The sequence below is a fragment of the Moraxella boevrei DSM 14165 genome (assembly GCF_000379845.1).
GTDB classification, from domain to species: domain Bacteria; phylum Pseudomonadota; class Gammaproteobacteria; order Pseudomonadales; family Moraxellaceae; genus Faucicola; species Faucicola boevrei.
Genome location: NZ_KB903773.1, coordinates 23,468 through 46,174 on the forward strand (window position 1 = coordinate 23,468; position 22,707 = coordinate 46,174).

The 22,707-nt window shown below is 40.5% G+C and carries 24 protein-coding genes; 9 read left to right on the top strand and 15 right to left on the bottom strand.

What is annotated here, in order from left to right:
- Positions 1-19: 19 nt before the first annotated feature.
- From A3G3_RS0102755 to A3G3_RS0102765, 3 genes are read left to right on the top strand one after another with little or no spacing between them, the layout of a single operon-like run.
- A complete protein-coding gene (locus A3G3_RS0102755) occupies positions 20-379 on the top strand; it encodes a response regulator transcription factor (protein ID WP_019519019.1) in 360 nt (119 codons plus the stop codon).
- A 46-nt stretch (positions 380-425) separates the two neighbouring features.
- Entirely contained in the window at positions 426-881 is a 456-nt protein-coding gene (locus A3G3_RS0102760; RefSeq protein WP_019519020.1) for a chemotaxis protein CheX, read from the top strand.
- A gap of 21 nt (positions 882-902) precedes the next feature.
- Positions 903-1,349 carry a chemotaxis protein CheX gene (locus A3G3_RS0102765; protein WP_019519021.1) on the top strand — a complete coding sequence of 149 codons (447 nt, stop codon included), beginning with the start codon at positions 903-905 and terminating at the stop codon, positions 1,347-1,349.
- Between the two features lie 135 nt (positions 1,350-1,484).
- Here A3G3_RS0102765 and A3G3_RS0102770 read toward each other — a convergent pair whose 3' ends face one another.
- Complete coding sequence (locus tag A3G3_RS0102770) at positions 1,485-2,108, bottom strand: thiol:disulfide interchange protein DsbA/DsbL (RefSeq protein WP_019519022.1); 624 nt, start codon at positions 2,106-2,108, stop codon at positions 1,485-1,487.
- A 310-nt stretch (positions 2,109-2,418) separates the two neighbouring features.
- Between A3G3_RS0102770 and ubiG the strand changes: the two genes are divergently transcribed.
- The 3 genes from ubiG to xerD are packed head-to-tail and all read left to right on the top strand — an operon-like array spanning position 2,419 to position 4,798.
- Complete coding sequence (gene ubiG / locus A3G3_RS0102780; RefSeq protein WP_019519024.1) at positions 2,419-3,147, top strand: bifunctional 2-polyprenyl-6-hydroxyphenol methylase/3-demethylubiquinol 3-O-methyltransferase UbiG; 729 nt, start codon at positions 2,419-2,421, stop codon at positions 3,145-3,147.
- An 11-nt stretch (positions 3,148-3,158) separates the two neighbouring features.
- Positions 3,159-3,863: an HAD family hydrolase gene (locus A3G3_RS0102785; RefSeq protein WP_019519025.1), complete on the top strand. Its 705-nt coding sequence runs from the start codon at positions 3,159-3,161 to the stop codon at positions 3,861-3,863.
- On the top strand, positions 3,854-4,798 hold the full coding sequence (xerD, locus tag A3G3_RS0102790) for a site-specific tyrosine recombinase XerD (protein ID WP_019519026.1): 945 nt from the start codon (positions 3,854-3,856) through the stop codon (positions 4,796-4,798). The genes A3G3_RS0102785 and xerD overlap by 10 nt, the downstream gene beginning before the upstream one ends.
- Before the next feature lie 25 nt (positions 4,799-4,823).
- On the opposite strand, the gene lolB is transcribed toward xerD, so the two are convergent.
- Positions 4,824-5,429, bottom strand: coding sequence for a lipoprotein insertase outer membrane protein LolB (gene lolB / locus A3G3_RS0102795; RefSeq protein ID WP_019519027.1), 606 nt, complete (start codon positions 5,427-5,429; stop codon positions 4,824-4,826).
- A gap of 29 nt (positions 5,430-5,458) precedes the next feature.
- On the bottom strand, positions 5,459-7,321 hold the full coding sequence (locus tag A3G3_RS0102800; protein WP_156802080.1) for a tetratricopeptide repeat protein: 1,863 nt from the start codon (positions 7,319-7,321) through the stop codon (positions 5,459-5,461).
- A 311-nt stretch (positions 7,322-7,632) separates the two neighbouring features.
- On the opposite strand from A3G3_RS0102800, the gene hemA reads away from it, so the two are divergent.
- The gene (hemA, locus tag A3G3_RS0102810; RefSeq protein WP_019519030.1) at positions 7,633-8,922 is read left to right on the top strand and encodes a glutamyl-tRNA reductase; all 1,290 of its coding nucleotides are present in this window, start codon (positions 7,633-7,635) and stop codon (positions 8,920-8,922) included.
- A gap of 103 nt (positions 8,923-9,025) precedes the next feature.
- On the opposite strand, the gene clpX is transcribed toward hemA, so the two are convergent.
- The 8 genes from clpX to A3G3_RS0102855 all read right to left on the bottom strand — a co-directional run bounded on the left by clpX (position 9,026) and on the right by A3G3_RS0102855 (position 16,318).
- The gene (clpX, locus tag A3G3_RS0102815; RefSeq protein ID WP_019519031.1) at positions 9,026-10,309 is read right to left on the bottom strand and encodes an ATP-dependent protease ATP-binding subunit ClpX; all 1,284 of its coding nucleotides are present in this window, start codon (positions 10,307-10,309) and stop codon (positions 9,026-9,028) included.
- 30 nt (positions 10,310-10,339) lie between these two features.
- Positions 10,340-10,948 carry an ATP-dependent Clp endopeptidase proteolytic subunit ClpP gene (gene clpP, locus A3G3_RS0102820; protein WP_026212810.1) on the bottom strand — a complete coding sequence of 203 codons (609 nt, stop codon included), beginning with the start codon at positions 10,946-10,948 and terminating at the stop codon, positions 10,340-10,342.
- Positions 10,949-11,148: 200 nt separating this feature from the next.
- The gene (gene tig / locus A3G3_RS0102825; protein ID WP_156802081.1) at positions 11,149-12,486 is read right to left on the bottom strand and encodes a trigger factor; all 1,338 of its coding nucleotides are present in this window, start codon (positions 12,484-12,486) and stop codon (positions 11,149-11,151) included.
- Positions 12,487-12,716: 230 nt separating this feature from the next.
- Positions 12,717-13,361 (bottom strand): RdgB/HAM1 family non-canonical purine NTP pyrophosphatase, encoded by a 645-nt coding sequence (gene rdgB / locus A3G3_RS0102835; RefSeq protein WP_019519035.1) that lies wholly within the window; start codon positions 13,359-13,361, stop codon positions 12,717-12,719.
- Positions 13,362-13,394: 33 nt separating this feature from the next.
- Entirely contained in the window at positions 13,395-14,045 is a 651-nt protein-coding gene (locus A3G3_RS0102840) for an anthranilate synthase component II (RefSeq protein ID WP_019519036.1), read from the bottom strand.
- A gap of 119 nt (positions 14,046-14,164) precedes the next feature.
- Positions 14,165-14,512, bottom strand: coding sequence for a DUF4238 domain-containing protein (locus tag A3G3_RS0102845; protein WP_019519037.1), 348 nt, complete (start codon positions 14,510-14,512; stop codon positions 14,165-14,167).
- Positions 14,513-15,892, bottom strand: coding sequence for an anthranilate synthase component I family protein (locus tag A3G3_RS0102850; protein WP_019519038.1), 1,380 nt, complete (start codon positions 15,890-15,892; stop codon positions 14,513-14,515).
- A gap of 117 nt (positions 15,893-16,009) precedes the next feature.
- Positions 16,010-16,318 carry a Trp family transcriptional regulator gene (locus tag A3G3_RS0102855; RefSeq protein ID WP_019519039.1) on the bottom strand — a complete coding sequence of 103 codons (309 nt, stop codon included), beginning with the start codon at positions 16,316-16,318 and terminating at the stop codon, positions 16,010-16,012.
- A 242-nt stretch (positions 16,319-16,560) separates the two neighbouring features.
- On the opposite strand from A3G3_RS0102855, the gene A3G3_RS0102860 reads away from it, so the two are divergent.
- Complete coding sequence (locus A3G3_RS0102860) at positions 16,561-18,021, top strand: C13 family peptidase (RefSeq protein ID WP_019519040.1); 1,461 nt, start codon at positions 16,561-16,563, stop codon at positions 18,019-18,021.
- Between the two features lie 34 nt (positions 18,022-18,055).
- Here A3G3_RS0102860 and A3G3_RS0102865 read toward each other — a convergent pair whose 3' ends face one another.
- From A3G3_RS0102865 to rpmB, 3 genes are all read right to left on the bottom strand, one after another.
- Positions 18,056-19,273 carry a glycosyltransferase gene (locus A3G3_RS0102865; RefSeq protein ID WP_026212811.1) on the bottom strand — a complete coding sequence of 406 codons (1,218 nt, stop codon included), beginning with the start codon at positions 19,271-19,273 and terminating at the stop codon, positions 18,056-18,058.
- Positions 19,274-19,377: 104 nt separating this feature from the next.
- On the bottom strand, positions 19,378-19,533 hold the full coding sequence (gene rpmG, locus A3G3_RS0102870) for a 50S ribosomal protein L33 (RefSeq protein ID WP_019519042.1): 156 nt from the start codon (positions 19,531-19,533) through the stop codon (positions 19,378-19,380).
- A gap of 38 nt (positions 19,534-19,571) precedes the next feature.
- A complete protein-coding gene (gene rpmB / locus A3G3_RS0102875) occupies positions 19,572-19,808 on the bottom strand; it encodes a 50S ribosomal protein L28 (RefSeq protein WP_019519043.1) in 237 nt (78 codons plus the stop codon).
- Between the two features lie 446 nt (positions 19,809-20,254).
- Here rpmB and nhaA point away from each other — a divergent pair, with 446 nt between their 5' ends.
- On the top strand, positions 20,255-21,487 hold the full coding sequence (gene nhaA / locus A3G3_RS0102880; protein ID WP_019519044.1) for a Na+/H+ antiporter NhaA: 1,233 nt from the start codon (positions 20,255-20,257) through the stop codon (positions 21,485-21,487).
- A 78-nt stretch (positions 21,488-21,565) separates the two neighbouring features.
- Here the strand turns inward: nhaA and A3G3_RS0102885 are convergent, their stop codons facing one another.
- Positions 21,566-22,603, bottom strand: coding sequence for a LysR family transcriptional regulator (locus A3G3_RS0102885; RefSeq protein ID WP_019519045.1), 1,038 nt, complete (start codon positions 22,601-22,603; stop codon positions 21,566-21,568).
- Positions 22,604-22,707: the final 104 nt, after the last annotated feature.

The window sequence follows — 22,707 nt, forward strand, 5'->3', positions numbered from 1 at the left end:
TTTGTTAAGGAAAAAATTTATGTACCGTTTAATGATTGTTGATGATTCAAACATTATCCGAAATCGTATTCAACGTATCTATAATTCTGACCAATTCACACTTGTCGCTACGGCGAGCAATGGGGCTGAAGCGATTGAAAAATTTGACACACACCAACCAGACGTGGTTACTATGGATTTGACCATGCCACAAATGGATGGTTTAGAGTGTATTGAAAGATTAGTTGCTAAAAACCCTGACGTCCGCATTTTGGTCGTGTCTGCCTTGTCGGACAAAGCAACAGGTATTCAAGCATTGGAGCTAGGTGCAAGCGGGTTTTTGTGTAAACCGTTTTCTGAAGAAGAGTTAGCCGAAGCCTTAGCTGAACTGGTCAGTTAATTTTTAATAATTTAAAAAATAGGTTAACAACAAGCGAGTAATTGTAATGAATGTAGAAAAAAATTTCCAAGTATTTATTGATAGCGTTGCCAATTATTTTCGTCAGTTAAATGATGAAAATATCGTGATTGCAACGCCATACCTAAATGAAAACCACACGCCGATTGTCAGTGATTATACCGGGGTGATTGGTATTACAGGCAATAACAAAGGATTGGTGTATTTTACCGCACCAAAACCTTTACTAGAAAAAATGCTGGTCGTCATGCAAGAAAGTGACAACAGCGAAGATAACTTGGTGGACTTGGTCGGTGAAGTGGCAAATACCATTTCAGGAAATGCTCGTTCAGAGTTTGGACCAGAATTTAACATTTCTGTACCGTTTGTGTTCCGTGGGCAACCTGACAGTATTAACTTGCCAAAAGACCGTCATTCGTTTGTCATTCCACTAGAGTGGAAAAACTTGACGGCCGCCATCGTCATTTACCTACAAAATCCTTAATAAAAAAACTTGAGATAGCTTATGAAAGCTGAAAAATTACACGTATTTATTGACTCGGTAACCAATTTTTTTAAGCAAATCAACAGCGATGCGGTGTTGGTGGATACGCCTTATATTCATGACAATGAAAAACCGTTGGCCTATGATTTTAGTGGCATCATTAGCATTACAGGTCCATTACAAGGTTCGGTGTATGTAAGTTCGGAAACGCCAATGTTACGCAATATTTTACACACGATGGGTGAGCCTGATAGTTCAATCCACTTGTTAAAAGACCTTGTTGGTGAAATCGCCAATACCGTATCGGGTAACGCTCGTAAAGAATTTGGTTCAGAATTTATCATCTCACCACCGATTATCATGGACGGCGTGCCAACATCAACTTACTTACCAAAAGAGCGTCGTTCTTATATCATTCCTGTTACTTGGGACAAATATAAAACCATTATCGGTATTTGTTTACAATAAATGGGTACTAAGAAATAAAAAAGACGATAGTGATTGGTATCGTCTTTTTTATTTAAGCCACATTTTACAAAGAAATTTGGGTAACCCAAATCACCCAAATTTCTTTGACTAATTCGCTTAACCGTTTAGTCCAAATTATTTCCCACCACGCTCACTACGGGCTTTTTTCACAAGAAAATCAACCACTTGGGTAACTTTGTCATCTTCACCCGATACCACATATTTCCCATCAACCACTACCGCAGGCACGCCTGATAATTGGTAGCGTTTTGCCGCCTCTTGCGAACGAGCGATTTTGGTATTCACCGCAAATGAGTTGTATAAGCTATTAAATTTGTTCAAATCCGCCCCTTGCGATGCGTACCATTTACCGATTGACGCTTGGTCGTACAACTTTTGGCGGTCTTTTTGCAAGGCATCAAACATCGCTTGGTGCGTTTTGTGCTGAATACCCATTAATTGAGCGGTATAAAAACCACGGGCATTTTGTTCCCAAACAGGATTCATCGCCGCCGGCGTTTGCATAAATGCGACGTCCGCAGGCTTGGTTTTTGCCCATTTTTGTATATGTGGCTCAAGGTTGTAACAGTGCGGACAGCCATACCAAAAAAACTCACGCACAATAATTTTGTTGCCTTCAATTTTTTCAGGATTGGCGAGCACTTGATAATCTTTGCCCGATACAAAATCTGCCGCTTGAGCAGATAAACCACTAAATGCAATACCAACCACCAAGGCAGTCATAGCAAGTTTTTTCATAACAATATCCTTTGGATAAAAAATGTAAAAAATTAATGTAAAATACGATAATGTTATCTTATCATTTTTTTATTTTTACGTGTAGTAAATTTTGACAAGTACTAAAAAAAACTACATAAAAGTAAAAGTTTGGCAAGGTTTTGATAATTTTTGCTAAAATAAAAATCGCCTTTGATTAATAATATTAAAAACTTAAGCATAATAAGATTGCTTACTTTTTGTTAAGGTTTTTTTGATAAAATTTTGTTAAAATAAACCGTTATTTAGCAAAAATTAATCAACAATACGCTCTTTAGCTTTAGGAAAAATCATGTCAAATTCATCAACCAATGCCGACTATCAAGAAATTGGAAAATTTACCGCCCTTGCCAATGAATGGTGGGACAAAAATGGGGCATTTGCCACCCTGCACGATATCAATCCGTTGCGGTTAAACTGGATACAAGAGCAAACAAAATGCCATCAAAATTCGGATTTAACAGGTAAAAAAGTGTTGGATGTTGGCTGTGGTGGTGGGATTTTGTCGCATTCGATGGCGGAGCGTGGGGCAGTGGTAACAGGCATTGATTTGGGGCGTGAAAATGTCGAAGTCGCCAAAATTCACGCTGAAAAAACTGCTCAAGCCATTGATTTTCAATGTATTTGCGTGGAAGACTTGGCAAAAACCCACGCAGGGCAATTTGATGTGGTAACGTGTATGGAAATGTTGGAACACGTCCCAAATCCACAGTCGATTATTGATGCGTGTTTTGAGCTGTTAAAGCCAAATGGTGTGTTGGTCATGTCCACGATTAACCGCAATGCCAAATCGTATTTGTTCGCCATTATTGGGGCAGAGTACATTTTACGCTTGTTGGACAAGGGTACGCACGATTTTAACAAATTTATCACGCCTGCCGAACTTGACCGTTTTGCCGAACGCAGTGGCTTTAAACGTCAAGATTTGATTGGTTTGCATTATAATCCTTTGACAAAACGCTATTGGCTGGCTCAAAATGTGGATGTCAATTATATGATGGCGGTGTATAGACCGAAATAAGGAGAAAAATTATGCAAGGCATTCAAAGCATTTTATTTGATTTAGACGGCACACTCATCGACACCGCTCCTGATTTTATCCGTATTATCAAGGTATTATGTGAAAAATATAATCATATTGTCCCAAGCGATGACGCCATTCGTGAACAAGTGTCAGCAGGGGCAAGAGCCATGGTAAAACTCATGTTTGGCGATGAGTTAGCGAATGTCAGCGATGATGACCCACAACTTTTGGCGTATCGGCAAGAATTTTTAGATACCTATGAAGCCAATATTTGCGTGGATAGCTGTCTGTTTCATGGGCTTGATAAATTATTGTTACATTTAGAAAATCACGGCGTTTTGTGGGGCATTGTTACCAATAAGCCACGTTATTTAGCCGAAAAATTATTGCAAAAGTTACATCTTGATAAACGCTGTTCGGTGCTAGTTTGCCCTGATGATGTGAAAAACACCAAGCCTGACCCTGAGCCGATGTTTTTGGCGGTTGAGCGTTTAAATGAAACATTTGGTTTAAATTTAACCACCGAAAATTGCGTGTATATCGGCGACCACCCACGAGATATTGAAGCAGGCAAACGTGCCAATATGCGTACAATCGTTGCAGGGTATGGCTACATTCCGCCTGAAGATACCGAGTTTTATGCTTGGGGGGCGGATATGGTGGTGAATTCGGTTGATGAGTTAAGCGATTATATTGGTGGTTTATGTCCCTAACCAAAGCCAACCACCCACGCATCGCCAAAGCCATTCAAATTGACGATGAACCGTGGTATCTCGTCCAATTTCGTCAGCATCTACTCGCACGTGGGCTATCCACCAACACTCGCAACGCCTATCTGCGAGATTTGCTCGCCTGTGAATGCACCAACACAAAAGCCCTAAGCCAATGGCACGCCGAGGATATTTTATCCTGTTTAAGCCAATTCCAACAATCCGGCAAAAACGCTCGCAGTCAAGCTCGTGCGTTGTCCGCTTTAAAACAGTTTTTTTTGTGGCAAATTAACTGTAACCAACGCACCGATAACCCTTGCGACGGTATCCAAGCCCCAAAAATTCAGCGAGATTTGCCCAAAGATTTATCCGAAGATGACGTCACCGCCCTACTCGCCAGCCCTGACGACCGCACGCCATTGGGAATGCGAGACTTAGCCATGTTAGAAGTCCTGTACGCCTGCGGTTTGCGAGTGTCGGAGTTGATACATTTGGCATTACATGAGGTGAATTTAAATGCAGGTTGGCTACAAATCCGTGGCAAAGGCGACAAAATTCGGCTCGTACCACTCGGTGAAGTGGCGATTGACGTGTTAACCGCTTATTTGACGACCGCTCGCCCCCAACTGACCCAACTCAAAAACGGTCAAGAAAGCCGTTGCCAAGCGGTATTTTTGACCCAACAAGGCGGTTATATGACCCGCCAAAACTTTTGGTATGCAATTAAACGTTATGCCAAACAAGCAGGTATTGATAAAGAAATCTCACCGCACACCTTGCGTCATGCCTTTGCAACCCATTTGATTAATCATGGGGCGGATTTACGCAGTGTACAGATGCTACTTGGGCATAGTGATTTATCCACCACCCAAATTTACACCCATGTGGCGACCGCTCGCTTACAACAGCTCCATCGTAAACACCACCCAAGGGCTTAATTTTCTTAAAAAAATATTAATAAAACTAATCCAACCGATTAATCGTTAACACCACTTTATAACCGTCAGGGTGGTTAATGGTTAAACGATTTGGTAACTTTTCTGCATTTTTATAGGCAAAACTTGCCGTCCATTCACCATTTTTGGCAAAGCTTAGACGATTGGCATCATCTTGTTGATATTCACTATCGCTCGGTGCAGGTTCGCCCATTATCCAATATGGCAATTGCGAAATCGGTGCTTGCCAACCTGTGGCTTTTTGCAATAATTCTTCTGGATTATCCGCGAGCATTTCACCTTTTTCATTGCTCAACCTGGCGGTTTGTCCGTTAAAGCTGATATTAGTTTGCCCTGCATTGAATGCCCCTGACAACTCAATGCCAAAATTTTGCCCTTGCTGTGTCCAGACATAAAAGGCACTGCCCGCTTGTTTTGGCGTCGTTAAGCCGATTTTGCCATTAATGTTAAAATTTTTTGGCATTTGTATTCGCGTTGGCGTTTGGGTTTCTACAGATTGGTTGATAATCGGCGTGGCTGTCGCTGTGGTTGTTTTGTTGGCAACTTGTTGACTTTGACAAGCGGTTAATAAGGTTAAACCGCAACAAGCAAGGATAATTTGATAATTTTTCATTCCATAACTCTTTAAATATTTAAAAAAAATTAATAATTATTGGGTGTCGGTGGATAATGCAGTTCGGTTTTTAATACATTCTCAATGCGTTTGGCTTCATTGACATTGCCCAAATTAGCATAAGCTTGTTGCAATAGCAAACCGCTAATCACGTCAGGAATAATATCAAAATTATCCGATAATAACATGACAATCCGAGTGTTATCCGCTTGGTGCAAGGCTTGTTGTGCCAAAATTTGCCGAGCTTTTAATCCCACTTGGGTATCGTTAATCAAGGGGGCGATGAGATTTTCAACTTCAGTTGAGTTTTGCTTTAAATTTACCAAGGTTTGGGCATATTCTAAGCGATATTCAATGTTATTGGGGGCAAGTCGGCGAAGTGTTTGTAACACATTCAAGCGTTTGGCTTGTTCATCGGCGTTGCTATCAGGCATTAACAGGGCTTTGGCAAACAAAATATCTGTATTATCAGGCAGTTGGCGTTCAGCTTCATTGAGCAAGGCAATGGCTTTTGGTAGCTGATTTGCCTGCTTTAACACGCTGGCTTGCATGATATAACTTTGGGGTACAAACTCGTCAAACTGCTCACGCAAGCGTTGCATACTGGCACTGGCATCGGCGTAACGTTGCTCACTCATGAGCAAATCCACTTGGCGTTTGCGAGCGGTTAGTACCAAATCAGGTTGCATCACTTTGCCATAAAACGCAATCGCTGACTCAAAATTTAACTGACGCTCAGCACTAATGCCCAGATAATAATAGGCTTGGTCTTTATAATTGGGATTTTGAGTCAAGGTTAATAGCAGATTATCAGCTTCTTGATACCGTTCACTATCCACACCGACTAATCCTGCCAATAGCTTAATTTCATCGTCTGCCAAAAATACCGCATTTTTTTTATCATTTAACAACTGCCAAACCGCAACATTTTTGCCTTGCTTAATCAAATAACGGGTTTGATATAAAAACAAACTTTTATTGTCGGGTAAGATTTTACGAGCTTTGACAATAAAATCATTGACTTTGTCAGCGTGCGATGTACCGTCTGCAGATGGCATGGCTTGCAAAATATCGGCTTTTAAGGTCAAAAATGCAGGATTTTTAGGTTGTTTGACAAGGGCTTTATTAATTTCACTTAACGCTTGTTGACTTTGGTTAAATTGTAGTAACAAACCTGCTTTCATCACCAATAAAGATGGGTTATTTTTGGTGTTCAAATTTTGTAAAATATTGAGCAATTCCACTTGGTCAGCAGTGTTAGTCGGATAAATGCCCACCAAAATTTGGCTTAAATCCGCATTGGGGTCGTATTCTAAAATTTGGTTGAGCTTTTCACCTGCTAGCTCGTACTCATGGGCTTTCAACGCCAAATGTGTCACATAAAACAACGCAGGGACGTGTTCAGGGTTCGCCTGTTGCCAACGGTTGGCAAACTGCAATGACGCCAACGCAGGCTCATGCTCTAAGGACAAACCCAACGCCCGCTCAAAAACAGAAGCGGAAAACTCTTTTTGCGACTCACGTTTATACAGTTGTAACGCTGTCGGTATATCTTGGCGATTAGCGGAAAATTCTGCCAATATCACCGCTAACAAACTCGGTTGGTTCACCGCTTGGGTTGGTTTAAACTCATTTGACTTAGACTGATTTAGCTTGGATTGATGTAGCAATGCCCCAATCATCGGACTAGATGGCGTATTTTTGGCAAGATGCGTTGTTTGCAACTGTTGATAAATGGTTAAAATCGGCTGATGGTCAATTATTTTTTGGTAAATGATATTTTCGGCAATACTTTGATTGTACCACATTGACAACGATAACGTCACGACAAACGATAACCGCCCAAATCTTTTGGGAAATTGGCGTTTAGCGAGTAATGAAAAATCAGCCATCGTAATGATATCAACCACTATCAAGTAAAATCGAAGAATAAAAACCCCTATTCACCCACCATTATAATCAAACTTTGTTACAAAAAATATAGAAAAACTGTTAATTTTTTCTGATTTTGACAAAATGTCATTTTTTTATCAAAGTTTTCTCAACAAAATTTTTAAAAAACTGCCAAAACTTTGCCAAAAAATTGAAAGTTTAGCACCGCATAGCGAACTATGTTATAATGGCGGTTTTTTTCTTGGTCTCATTTTTTGTCTATTTTGCCAACTTTTGACATTATTTTGGCAAATATTTGTCGGCTTTTGTTATGCAATTATTGGTTCTTGGTCTTAATCACAAAACTGCCCCTGTTGCCATGCGAGAGCGTTTGGCATTCGGTAGCGATACACCGACCGCATTGCAATCGCTCCAATCACTCGCCGAAGGGGCGGTTATTCTCTCCACTTGTAACCGCACTGAGCTGTATATTTTGGCAAAACCCAATCAAGCACTTGGTGAACTTAGCGAACAATTATTGAGTTGGATAGCCGATTTTAAAGGCTTAAATGCGAACGAAATCCGTCATCACCTATATATTTATGAAAATAACTTGGCATTGACCCATTGGGTGCGAGTGGCGTCAGGGCTTGACTCCATGATTTTGGGTGAACCGCAAATTTTGGGGCAAATTAAACAAGCGGTTCACCAAGCACAAAATTTAGGCAATATTAACAGTCAGTTAAGTTTTATTATTCAACAAGTATTCGCTACTGCCAAACAAGTACGAAGCGAAACCAAAGTCGGCTCACATGCGGTATCGCTCGGCTTTGCATCGGCAAAATTAGTCACTCAAATTTTTAACAAACCACAAAATAACACCTTACTCGTGGTGGCATCAGGCGAAATGAACCGTTTGGTTGCGACCCATTTGGCAGGGCTTGGGGTAAAAAAAGTCATTATCTGCAACCGTACGCCACAACGTGCCGAAGCCTTAGCCAATGAACTACGAACACCAGAGCGTACAGTAGAAATTGTAGGGTTAGACCGTTTGGCGGATGTATTGGCACAAGCGGATATTACCACCAGCTGTAGTGGCAGTTTGCACACGCTCATTGACAAAAATATGGTAAAAACTGCTCTAAAAATCCGCCGTCATCAGCCCATGCTCATGATTGATTTGGCAGTGCCAAGAGATATTGAGCCGAGTGTGGGCGATTTGGACGATGTGTATCTATATTCGATTGATGATTTGCAACACGTCATCGCAGGCAATTTGGAGCAACGTCGCCAAGCGGCGGTAGAGGCCGAATTGCTCGTGAGTCAACAAGTCGTGATGATTGAACGCAAATTATTGGCAAAAGATATCGGACAAGAAATCGGACATTATCGGCAACAAACCAAACAACAATCCGATACCCTACTCGCCCAAATGCTCCAACGTTTGGCAACAGGGGAAAATCCTGCTGAACTGATGACCGAATTAACCCACAAACTTACCCAAACCTTGACCCACGCTCCGACCAAAATGCTCAAAGCGGTGGCAAGCGAACAATCCAGCGAAACGGCAAATTTTGTTGCCCAACAATTAACAGGGGCGTTTCGTCCGAATAAATCTTGATTGGTTTAAAGTTTTTAATCATACCTTGATTTTATGCATAAAAAAGGTGGATTGCACATTAATGAACCCACCTTTTTAACTTTTGTCATCAACGATTAATTACTCATTGAATTTGTGGTGATTGGTTGTCGTTAATCACGCTTTCATCTACTTTCACGGTTTTTTGCCCTGTCATAGACGGCAGTTCGTACATGGTGTCAAGTAACGCATTTTCCACGATAGAACGCAAGCCCCTTGCCCCTGTGTTGCGTTTGAGTGCCTGCTGAGCAATCGCCGTTAACGCATCTTGGCTAAATTCAAGTTTGGCATTTTCCATGTTAAACAAATATTCATATTGCTTAACAAGGGCGTTTTTGGGTTCGGTTAAAATTTGGATTAAGGCTTCTTCGTCCAATTCTTCTAGCGTGGCGACCACAGGCAAACGTCCGATTAATTCAGGGATTAAGCCAAATTTAATCAAATCTTCAGGCTCAACTTGTTTAAACAATTCACCAATTTTTTTGCTGTTGTCTTTGGGTTTAACATCGGCATTAAAACCAATGCCCGTTTTTTCGGTACGTTGTTGAATGACTTTGTCAAGCCCTGCAAACGCCCCACCACAAATCACCAAAATATTGCTGGTATCGACTTGTATCATTTCTTGGTTGGGGTGTTTGCGTCCCCCTTGTGGCGGTACATTAGCAATCGTGCCTTCAATCAGTTTTAACAAGGCTTGTTGTACGCCTTCGCCTGACACATCACGAGTAATCGACACGTTTTCACCTTTACGGCTGATTTTGTCAATTTCGTCAATATAAATGATACCCTTTTGGGCTTTCTCAATGTCGTAATCGGCAGATTGAAGCAGTTTTAACACGATATTTTCCACGTCTTCACCGACATAACCTGCTTCGGTCAAGGTGGTGGCATCGGCAATCGCAAACGGCACATCAATCAAACGTGCCAATGTTTGAGCAAGCAAGGTTTTGCCTGAGCCTGTCGGTCCAATGAGCAAAATATTGCTTTTCGACAATTCAATCATCGCATCATCCGCCCCTGTCTTGACAAATCTTGGTTCATCTTGCAGTTGGTCGGCGACTTTTAGGCGTTTGTAGTGATTATACACGGCAACGGCTAGGGTTTTTTTGGCACGGTCTTGACCGATAACGTATTCATCAAGGTGCTCACGGATTTGTTTTGGGGTTGGTAATTCACGACTTGCCCAGCTTTCTTTTGGCGTTAACGCTTCGCCGTAGCTGTCGGTACTGTCATCAATGTCTTCCAAAAAACCTTCACACACTTCAATACATTCATTACAAATATTGGCATTTTCGCCTGCAACGAGTTTTTTGACTTCGTGTTTGGCTTTGCCACAAAACGAGCAACAAGGTTCGGTAACTTCTTTCATGCGTATCTCTTATATTATTTTTTAATTAAATTATACAGTTTGTGGGCGTTTATCCAAGACTTCGTCAACCAAGCCGTATTCTTTAGCAGCATCGGCACTTAGGAAATTATCACGGTCGGTATCTTTTGCCACTTTTTCGTAATCTTGTCCTGTATGTTCGGCAATCAGGCGATTTAATTTTTCTTTTAAATACAAAATTTCACGAGCGTGGATTTCAATATCTGATGCTTGACCACGGAAACCACCTAATGGTTGGTGAATCATCACGCGGGAATTTTTTAGGGCATAACGTTTGCCCTTTGTCCCTGCAGATAGCAAAAATGCCCCCATAGACGCCGCTTGACCCAAACAAATCGTTGATACATCAGGCTTGATAAAATTCATGGTATCATAAATCGCCATACCTGCGGTTACCACGCCACCTGGAGAATTGATATACAAATGAATGTCTTTTTCAGGATTATCCGCTTCCAAAAACAACAGCTGAGCGACAATCAAATTCGCCATGTGGTCTTCCACTTCAGCCGTCAAAAAAATTACCCGCTCACGTAACAAACGAGAATAAATATCAAATGAACGCTCACCACGAGCTGATTGCTCAATCACCATTGGCACTAACGCATTTTGCGGTACAAGCATACCATCTAGACCACGTGTCAACGTGTTTTGCACTTGACTGTTTGCAAAAGGTGAATCTAAAAATTGTTCTAACATAGCCGTTCCTATTTTGTTAAAATTTCAATAAAATCAATACGCAAAAGCCCTTACATCGGATAAGGGCAGTTGCAAAATACACACGTTTGTTCATCAAACGTCAATTAAATCTTGTCAATGAACGATTACATCATGCCTTGTTGTTGACTGGCTAACAAATCTTGATACGACACTTGTTTATCGGTCACTTTACCTTTTGCCAAAATAAAGTCAACCACTTGGTCTTCTAATACGACCGCTTCAATGTTTGCACGCTCTTGAGCATTGTTGCTGTAGTACTCAATCACTTCTTCTGGCTCTTCATAATTTTCTGCCATTTCTTTGATAAAGTTTGTCACACGCTCTTGGTCAACTTCTAACTTGTTAGCTTCAATCAAGCTAGACACCAACACGCCCAAACGTGCTGAACGCAAGGCTTGGTCCTCAAACAATTCATTTGGCAACATATCTTTGCTAAAGTTGTTTGGATTTGCCCCAAATTGCTGTGCAAAACGGTTTAGCATCAAGTTACGTTGACGCTCAATTTCTTGCTCAAGCATTGATGCAGGAATTTCAATCTCATTTTTTTCAAGCAATGCGTTAAAAGTCGCTTCTTTAATTTGTGAACGACCTGCATTCTTGATTTCACGTTCCATATTTTTGCGAACGTCTGCTTTTAGCTTATCAAGACCGCCTTCTTTTACACCAAACACTTCAAAAAATTCTTCGTTTAGCTCAGGCAATTTTGCTTCTTCTACCGACTTTACATTGATTTTAAATTGAGCTTGTTTGCCTTTTAGGTTTTCCGCTTGGTAATCTTCAGGGAAAGTAACATCAATCACTTTTTCTTCGCCTGCTTTCATGCCAACAATACCGTCTTCGAACCCCGGAATCATACGCCCGCTACCAATCACTAGACTAAAATCTTGGGCTGAACCACCGTCAAATTTTTCACCGTCAATCGAACCTTCAAAATCAAACTTCACTTGGTCGCCAGTCGCTACTACGCCGTCTTTTTCAACATAAGTTTGGCGTTGTTTTTGCAAATTTTCAATCATCACATCAACGTCTTTGTCATCAACGCTTGCCACTTGACGCTCAACATCCACTTCGTCCAAGCCTTGGATTGCCACTTCTGGGAAAGTCTCTACAGTCGCTTGATACACCAAAAAGTCATTTTCTAACTTTACATCGTCAATATTTGGCATACCCACCGCACGGATATTTTCTTCACGAATGGCGTCAAACACGGTATCACGAATAACATCGTTGATCACTTCTTGCTGAATGCCTGCACCGTACTGGGCACGAATGTGCGAAACAGGCACTTTACCCTTACGGAAACCGTCAATTTTGGCAGTTTTTGCCACTTGATGAATACGAGACTCCACACGGCTTTGGATTTTAGAAACAGGCACTTTTACCGTCAATTGGGTTTCTAAATTTGACGTTTTGTTGGTAGTGATTTGTAAATCTGACATGATTACATTTCCTTTTAAAACTGTAAAAAATGGGTTAAGCTTACGACTTTTAGCCGAAAAAGCAATGAATTATCAAAAATTTATCAATAATTGATAAGCAAAAAATCTGTTGGTTTTGGGTAAAATAAACCGAAAGTCATCTATTATAAAGTAAAATTGGCATAAAGTAAAAATTTAATTGCAAATCAACCAACAAAGTTGCAAAATGTGACAACCGCTCTATCATGAACCGATTAACAATCTGTATTTTTTAAGTGAGCCAATAGTTTTTGCAGGGCTTGTCCACGGTGGCTGATTTGATTTTTCTCAACTTTTGTTAATTGTGCGGATGATTTTTGCAAATTTGGCAACCAAAATAATGGATCATAACCAAAACCATTTTCGCCCAAAATTTCTGGTAAAATCTCACCTTGCCAAATACTTTGTGCGATGATAGGTAAAGGGTCATTGGCATGACGCACCAATGCCAATACGCAAACAAACTGCCCAATAATCGGCTGTTTATTTCTAAACTTTTGTAAATCATTGAGTAGTTTTTGGTTATTGGCATCGTCTTTATTTTGTGAAAATTTGTCGGAAAAGACGGGGTCGTCTTTGGCAAAACGAGCCGAGTAAATCCCTGGTTGCCCACCCAAAATCGGCACGCACAAACCAGAATCATCAGCAATCGCAGGTAATCCGCTGATTTGACTGGCATGGCGAGCTTTAATTAACGCATTTTCCACAAAACTCAAGCCGTCTTCCACCGCATCATCAATATTAAGCTGACCTTGTGGAATGATGTCTATTTTTAAGTTAACATTATCAAATAGTTGCTGAAATTCGGCAAGTTTGCCTTGATTGTTACTGGCTAATACCAGCTGATTAATATTTAGCATAAAAAATTTCCATTTGATTTTATGGGTTATTGATTATCTTTTTTGTAATAAAAAATTGGTTAATTGGGTTTTTGCCCCTTCGGTGGCAAAGGATTCTGGGTGGTATTGCACACCTTCAATCGGATAAATGTTATGGCGAATACCCATGATTTCTGCCCCATTTTTGGCTAAGTTTTGCAAATCATTTTTGCCATGATTGTCATTATTTTCGCCTACAACACTTGTAATGTCTAAACACGCTGGTAAACTGTCAAAATCCACCATCAAGGAATGATACCGCATGATTTCAATGCCCTGTGGTAAGCCGTGATACACACCTTTGCCGTTATGGATAATCGGCGATGTTTTGCCGTGCATGGGCGTGTCGGCTCGCACCACTTTACCGCCAAAAAAGTGAGCAATCCCCTGCATACCAAGGCACACACCAAGTGTCGGCGTACTTTTGCCAATCTCGGTAATCACTTCACCACAAATGCCAAAATAATTCATGTCATCAGGCGAACCCGGTCCTGGCGAGATAATAATGCGGTTGGGGTTCATGGATTTGACATTGTCCAATGTAATTTCATTATTGCGTTTTACGGTTAAGCTAAATGGTGTGTTTAATGATGATAAAATCTCACCGATGTATTGGTACAGATTAAAGGTAAAGCTGTCGTAATTGTCGATGATTAAAACGTTCATTTTTGCTCTCTTTAGTAGGTTTTATCAGTAATGTTTTTTGTAGGCTTTTTCTAATTTGTACTACACAATCACTAGGTTTATATTTTTTCCAAAACTGCTAATTTTCATTATAAATAGATTTAATTTAATTTTACAGTCTTTATCTGAAAAAAAATAAGCAAATTTTCTTTTTCTTCATAAACTTTTACAGTATCGGAAACCACAGTGCCTGTCTTAAAATTGATATCATTAGTCCTTTGAAATTTTTGTGAGTTTTTATCTCCTACAAACCCATAACATAACCCGTATTTATCCTTCCATCTCTGCCGTAAAAAATTTTTTGATGCTTCATTCTTTAATGGTGCATTTACAAAAAAATTTTCACTTTTTAAATTGAAAAGACCAATTTGTTTTCCATTATTATTGTCTGAAAAGTTTCTTAAATAAAACTTTGGAATATAATGTTGATTTTTCTTATCTGTTATCATTTACATAAAATGCCCAAGCACCACTTTCATCGCTGACAATTTTCGCACGATTTCTTCATATTCATCATCGGCATTACTGTCAATCACATTGCCACCGCAAGTCTGAGCGTACGCCACATCGCCATTGACAAACAAACTTCGAATCGGAATGGCAAAAATACAATCGCCATTAAACGCAAACTGCCCCACCGCACCGCCATACGCACCACGCCCCACAGGTTCAAGCTCGCTGATAATTTTAATCGCTTCAATCTTCGGTGCTCCAGACAAAGTACCCGCAGGAAAATTGCTCGCTAAAGCACTGAACATATCGTGGTCAGCGTGCAAAATTCCTACAATCTCGCTAGAAATGTGCTGAACGTGAGAAAACCGCTTAATATCCATCAGATTTCGCACTTTCACTGTGCCAAACTGAGCCACTCGCCCAATGTCGTTCCGATGCAAATCGACAAGCATATTATGCTCGGCAATTTCTTTGGGGTCGTTGAGTAGCTTTCGGGCAAACTGTCGGTCTTCGGTCATATCCTTGCCACGCTTGGTCGTACCAGCAAGCGGATAAGTTTCCATTTCACCATTTCGCAGGCGAAACAACAGCTCTGGTGACGCACCGATGATTTTTTGCTCGCCAAATTTCATAAAATACATATGGGGTGATGGATTGACCTCACGCAATTTTTCATAAATCGGCATTTTATCGCCGATAATTTTATAATGCGACTGAAAACCGACTTCACATTGAAAAATCAAACCTGCCTTAATATCTTCTTTGACTTTTGCCACCGTTTTGGCGTGTTGCTCTTTACTCATACCATCGCCCAGATAGCTTACTTTTGGCTGATTATCAATCGGTAAATCACTGTTTAATAAAGCAATAATTTTATCCATACGGTTATTTTTATAATAAAAATAAAAAATCTCGCCTGTCATTTTATCAAGGCTCAAACCATCCAAATACAACCCAAATTTAAACGGCTCAAAATGCTCACTTGCTTTCACCTTTAAGCTCGGCTCAAAAAAATTCACGCTGTCAAAGCCCATAAAACCAACCAGTCCACCTGTGTGATTGCGTGCAATGACGTGTTGTGGCGTGATTTTTTGCAGTAAATGATAAGGATTTTCGCACCGATAATCGGTGGTTTCACCATCTTTTTCAATACTTAAGGTGTGGCGGTCTTTGGCAAAAATCATGGCATCAGGGTCAAAGCCGATGAGGTGATGGCGTGACATGTGACTTTCTTCACCCAAGGATTCAAACAAAAAACAGGTATCATATTCTTGTTCAATCCGCTTAAAAAGGGCAAAAAAATCAATATCTTGAGCGATTTTTACCAAATTGGGTTTGCTTGGAATATCAAACATGGGTGGGATTTTAGTCGTCATAAAATTTTTCTTTTGAATTAAAAATAACTTATTTCAACACGATGTATCAGTGTTCTAGTATGATGATACATCATAAAATATTTTAACCATTTTTGCAAGGATTTATCGGTTGATTGATTATTTTTCAACCAAAGGATTGCCCAAAACTTCTTGCAAATTTGGCAACAAATTCGCCACGTCATTCACTTGATACGCCTTTGCCCCACGAGACACGGTAGCGATACCCACGCACAGACGTTCGGCGATTTCTCGCTGTGGCAGACCTTGCTGTAATAGCACAAAAATCTGTAAGCGTTTGGCGATTTCTGCCTGCTCTTTGTCGGTCAAAATCGCATCAAACAATTTACCCAAAAACACCGCATCCGAGTCATTAGCAATCAGGCTGATTAAGGCTTGGTAAGTATGGTGATTGGTGGATAAGCTCATGATGTTTCTCTTTTTTAAACGTGATGGATACAGGTTGTAAATTTAAATTTTAATGATAAAAGTTTTTTTGTGAATTTTAGCAAAAAATCGCCGAAATTTGTTAAAATAGTAAAAAGATATCTTTTTAGTCAAATTTTAACAAAAATGTGCCTATTTGTTAACAAAGGCTTTATGTTTACCGCAAAACAGGTATAATTTGTTTTAGCTTTTTATTTTTATCATACCACTCACGATGAAGCACCATGCCAACGCCTTTTAGCCAGCTTGATTTACGTCCATTACAGTATTTTTCCCAAAATTTGCTCGCTAATTTACGGGCAATGGCGTATATGCTTATCGGTTCAAAAAAGGCGTTTTATTGGGTAAAACCAACGATTTGGCAATTTGTGTTTTTTGCATTAACCGCATTGGCAAGTAATTTGTTATTTTCGTGGCTTGCCAGTGATGAAAGTACGCATTTTAATCAACAAGGGTTGATTAGTTATTTGGTGTGGCCAACGGTGATGGTATTTGCAGGGTTAGTGCTTGCCAAGCGACATGGCAATGCGATGTTAATTTTTGTGCCTGCAATTTTGTGGTTGGTTGCCGATACCGTGATGGCATTGTTACAAAGTGCGGTGCAATGGGTGTCGCATTATGGTTGGTTGCCTGCATGGTCGTATGCGGTGTTGCCGATTTTGTTTACCGTGTTGTTTGTTTGGCAAGGTTTGGCGTTGTTGTGGATTTTTGGGCAACAGTTGCGTTGGTCGTGGTTGGAGCGTGGCTTTATTTTGCTTGGGGCGTTTGTGGTGTTCACGGTTTGGCAACAAAATGTGAAAAGTCAGCCGATTTTTCAAGCCGACCCTTATCAACCGACCCTTAACGAAGACGCTTTTTACGCTCAGCAACATTTATTACAAGACAGTTTAAACCAAATACTTGGCGAACGTCCTGCGGTGCGAGATTGGTATTTTTTAGGCGTGGCAGGACATGGTGAGCAAGATGTGTTTCGCGCCGAGATTGAATTAACCACCGAGTTTTTAAATAATCAGTTTGGTATGGCGGGGCGTTCTTTAGATTTGGTTAACAATGCTATGACGTGGCAAGTGTTACCGATTGCCAGTAAAACCAGTATTGACACCGCTTTGCAAGCCATTGCCAAAAAAATGAACATCACCGAAGACGTGTTATTTTTGAATATCAGTTCACACGGCGGTGACAAGCTGTTAGAAATGTCTAACCCACCGCTAGAGCTGGATGAAGTGGACGCCAAATGGCTACGCCAAACCCTTGATAAATCAGGGATAAAGTGGCGAGTGATTGTGATTTCTGCGTGTTATTCAGGCTCATTTATTGATGATTTGCAATCGCCGACTACGCTCATTATCACCGCATCTGCAAAAGACAAGGACTCGTTTGGCTGCACCAACGAAGCGGAATATACTTACTTTGGGCAAGCTTTTTTTGCCGAAAGTCTACCAAAATTTAAACGTTTTAAGCCTGCCTTTGACGATGCGATTGTGAACATTGCCAAACGAGAAAAACGCATGGGCTTTGAACCGTCCGAACCGCAGTTTGTGATTGGCGATGCCATGCAAAAAATGTTGCCTGAATTTGAAAAAAATCTAAAACCGTTAAACCAAAATAATCCTGTTAAAACGGACGAAAAAACTTTACAAATGAATGAATTAGACACCGAAAAATTGGCAGAATTGGTGCGTTGATTTTGATATTGTTGACATTATTCAATTTGCTCAATTAATCCACTCGGCAAAGTTGTTTTTTAGCCATATCATCAGGATTTTTTTGACGAGTATTTGATTTTATTTGGTTTTGCTCTGGATTTTTAGTGGGTGGATTTTGGGTAATTTGGATTAATTCTTGATACAATGCCAAAATTTGTTTTATCATGTGTTTTTGGATAAATTCATTGGTCATTTGCGGACGACAGACGTTTTTTAGCTGAATTTTTACCACTTTACACAAGGCTTTGGCGGTGATTTCTTTAACCAAGCCTTGGGGATATAGTTCGTTTAACAATTCACTATAAATCCCTGTATTCCACGCCACCACAGGCGTGCCAAGGTGAATGGCTTTTAACACATTAATACCAATACTTTCAGGTTGACTCGCCAGCCCTAGCACCACGTTGGACGCTGATAACCACTCTCGGCTATCGTTGTGACGCTGTCCGACAAAGGTAAAATAACCGTCCAAACCCAACGCACGACTTCGTTGTAAAAAATGCTCCATGTGAATGCCGTCTCGCTGGTTATCGTCCATGATAATGACGTGAATTTTGGGTAAAATTTCTTTTAGATTGCCCACGATGTCAAATAACCAAGACTGCCCCTTACCGTCACCTAAGGTATTGGGAAATAACACCCATTTTTTGTGTTCAAGCTCTGGATATTCCGCAAAAATCTGACGTAACCAATACACAGACGGTTGATGCCGATAGATAAATTTTTGAGTATCCACCCCCCGATAAATCCGAGTAATCATGCTATCATCATATTCGGGGTGATGCTGTTTGATATATTCGGTGACACTATTTGACACGCTAATTAAATGGTCAGTATCAAAAATCGCCTTATTATACGCCGTAGTTGGATAATAACCGTAAATCGTCGCCAGCGTAATCGGACGATACGCCATTGGCACAAGCTGTAACGCCCACTTTAATACCCATGCCGGTGTACGAGAATGAATATGCACAATATCAGGACGATACCGATAAATCAGCCGAGCCAACGGCACAACTGACCACAATGACGACCAAGTATGCTTTTCCATCGCAAGTGGAATATACTCACCGCCATCACGCACTAAGCGTCCCGCCAACTCATGCTCAGCAGGGGTACTGGCAATCACAACAGACTCGTGACCATTTTTAATCAAACTACGATTTAGCCGAAAAATGCCCCGCTCATCTTCATCGTGATGAAGCGATGACAACAAACGCATGACTTTCATACAAAATTATTCAAATTTATCGGTTTAAAACCACGCAAAAAAGGCGAGCCAAGACGAACTAGCCCACCTTTTTAACACGTTTAACACGATTTTAATCAGCAAAATTATTTGATTTTTGCTTCTTTAAAAATCACGTGTTGACGCACCACAGGGTCAAACTTTTTGATTTCCATTTTATTTGGCATCGTACGTTTGTTTTTGGTGGTGGTATAAAAATAACCTGTACCTGCTGATGATACTAATTTGATTTTATCTCTCATCGCTATTGCTCCAAAATGTTAAAAGAAAGTTGGCAAAATTAGATTTTTTCGCCACGAGCACGCATATCCGCCAAAACTTGGTCAATACCGAGTTTATCAATGATACGCATACCTTTTGATGATAAGCGTAGGCGAACAAAACGGTTTTCGCTTTCTACCCAAAAGCGATGGTTATGTAGATTTGGCAGGAAACGACGGCGGGTTTTGTTGTTTGCGTGAGAAACATTGTTACCTACCAACGGGCGTTTTCCAGTCACTTGGCATACTTGAGACATGGTGTACTCCTAATCGGTGTGCATGAGTGTTACTCATGCCTAAAATCGGATTGATAAACAAGCCTGTTTAAGCGTTTTAACAAATTTAACAAAAAAAGTTGTTAAGCGGGTTTTATTGAAGGGTTTATCAAGGTTTATTCATTTATATTTTTTATATAAAATTTACTTTTGATAAGTTTTTTAAATAAAAAATACAGGTAAATTTAAAGGGGCTATTTATACCATGTTTTTATGAAAAAAGCAAAGAAAAACTGCTAATTGGTAGATGATATTTGTTAAAATAGTAGGGCAAATTTTAGCTTTTTTGGTTAAAAAATGCTAGATTATCGTAATATTTTGTGCTAATATGATTTTATTTTTCAAATTTTATCAAAATATGCGATTATTTTTCTTTATTACTCGCATTTTGCTAATTTTTCCCATTATGGTGACTTTGGGGGTGACTGATGACAACGTTCACGCATTTTAGAGAAAAAATCCGTAATTTTTTTGCCCTAGATATAGCAGGCGGTATTGTGCTTGCAGTGTCGGCTTTGCTTGCGATGATTGTGGCAAATTCAGGCTTGGCGGATTGGTATCAGCATTTGTTACATTTGCCGATTGTGGTGCAGGTGGGTAATTTTGAGATTGCTCATAGTGCGGTGCATTGGATTAATGACGGTTTAATGGTGATTTTTTTCTTTTTGGTTGGGCTTGAGCTAAAGCGTGAAGTGCTGATTGGTGAGTTGTCTGATGTGAAAAAAATCGTATTGCCTGCATTGGGGGCGGTGGGTGGTATGCTCGTGCCTGCGTTGATTTATGCGGTGTTTAATCATCAAAATCCTGATTTGTTAAAGGGTTGGGCGATACCGTCAGCGACAGATATTGCGTTTGCGTTGGGGGTCTTGACGTTGCTTGGCAAGCGTGTGCCATTGGCATTAAAGGTGTTTTTGGCATCTATTGCGATTTTTGATGATATTGGGGCGATTTTGGTGATTGCGTTGTTTTATTCGCATGGTTTGTCTTGGACAGCGTTGGGCGTGGTGGCAGTTACGATGTTGGTGTTATATGCGATGAACCGCATGAATGTCACGCGTACGACAGCGTATGCGTTGGTTGGGGTGATTATGTGGGTGGCGATGCTAAAATCGGGTATTCATGCCACACTTGCTGGGGTGATTGGGGCGATGTTTATTCCATTAACCAATGACAAAGACCCGAACCATTCACCTTTGGAAACGTTGGAGCATGATTTGCATGAAACGGTGAGTTTTGTGGTATTGCCGATTTTTGCCTTTGCCAATGCAGGGATTACTTTTAGCAGTGGCGGATTGATGTCGCAGTTAGCCCATAGTGTTCCGCTTGGGATTGCGTTGGGATTGGTGTTTGGCAAGCCGATTGGCGTGATGTTGTTTAGTTGGCTTGGGGTTAAACTTGGCTTGGCAAAATTACCTGAAAATGTGGATTGGCGACAGGTGCTTGGCGTGGCGATGTTATGCGGAATTGGCTTTACCATGAGTTTATTTATTGGTGGTTTGGCGTTTGCGGGGCTTGAAACCAAAGTATTTGATGAGCGATTAGGCATTGTGCTTGGGTCATTGATTGCAGGAATTTTGGGTTATGCTTATTTAAATAAAGTTTTACCAAAAGTGGAAAATAATGAATTTGAAGCGTCAAAAGACCACACTTATATTCCGTAATCTTTTTATCAACTTGTCAACATTCGGTGGGTTACGTTATCACTAACCCACCTTACATCTTCTTAATCAAAAACCAACTCACTGTCTATCAGGGTCAATCTCCACCAAATCAGGGGCTTGCGTGTACATTGAGCCGTCTTGTAAGGTATCTTGCACAGGGGCAATCGCTTCTTCTTCAGCAATCACCTGCCGAGCCACGTGCAAAATCAACTGACGTAACCAACGATGAGCAGGGTGATGCTGTAAAAGAGGCGACCATGCCATTGTTAACTCAAACTCTGGAATAAAAAACGGTGGCTCTTTAATCACAATACTATCATTGCTCGCTTGCATTCTCGCCACACGGGTTGGCAAAGTAGCAATCAAATCTTTATTCGCCATTAACATCGCAGGCATCTGATAATGGCGTGTAAACACGCTGATTTGACGTTTTTGCCCCAAACGGTGCAAGGCTTGGTCAATCGAGCCAAGACCGCCAGATTTTTCAGGATTAACGCCAAAACCCACGCCCATGCCTGTTTTTGACACCCAAATATGCTGTGCCGACAAATAATTTTTTAAATTAAACCGATGCACATAGGGACTATCCGCCGACAACAAACAACTAAACGTATCTCGCCACACCAATACTTGATGAAAACTTTGCGGAATTTCGTTAAAACGGTTAATCGCCAAATCCACCTTGCCCTGCTCCATATCCCGATAGGATACATCAGACGGTGTTAAAAAATCCAAAATCACGTTTGGTGCTTCAGAACGCAAGGCTTTCACAAGGCGTGGCACAAGCGTCGCCTCGGCATAATCCGATGTCATAATCCGAAAAATGCGACTTGACGTGTAAGGACGAAACTCGGTGCGTGGCTCAAGCAATAAACCAATATCCGATAAAAGTTCACGAATACGTGGCTGTAATTCCATCGCACGCTCGGTTGGGGTCATGCCTTCAGATGAACGAATGAGTAGTGGGTCGTTAAAAAGTTTACGCAAACGGCGTAAAATATTACTCATGGCAGGCTGGGTAATGCCAAGCTGTTCGGACGCTCGAGTAACATTTTTTTCACGCAATAATACGTCCAAATGTACCAATAAGTTTAAATCAACACGTTGTAAATTCATAATTTTTCCGTTATTTAAAGACTTTTTCGTAATTGTTTTAGCAAATAAATAAAAATAATTTTGTTTAACTAGCTGATAATTAAAATGATTTTACCAATATTTTT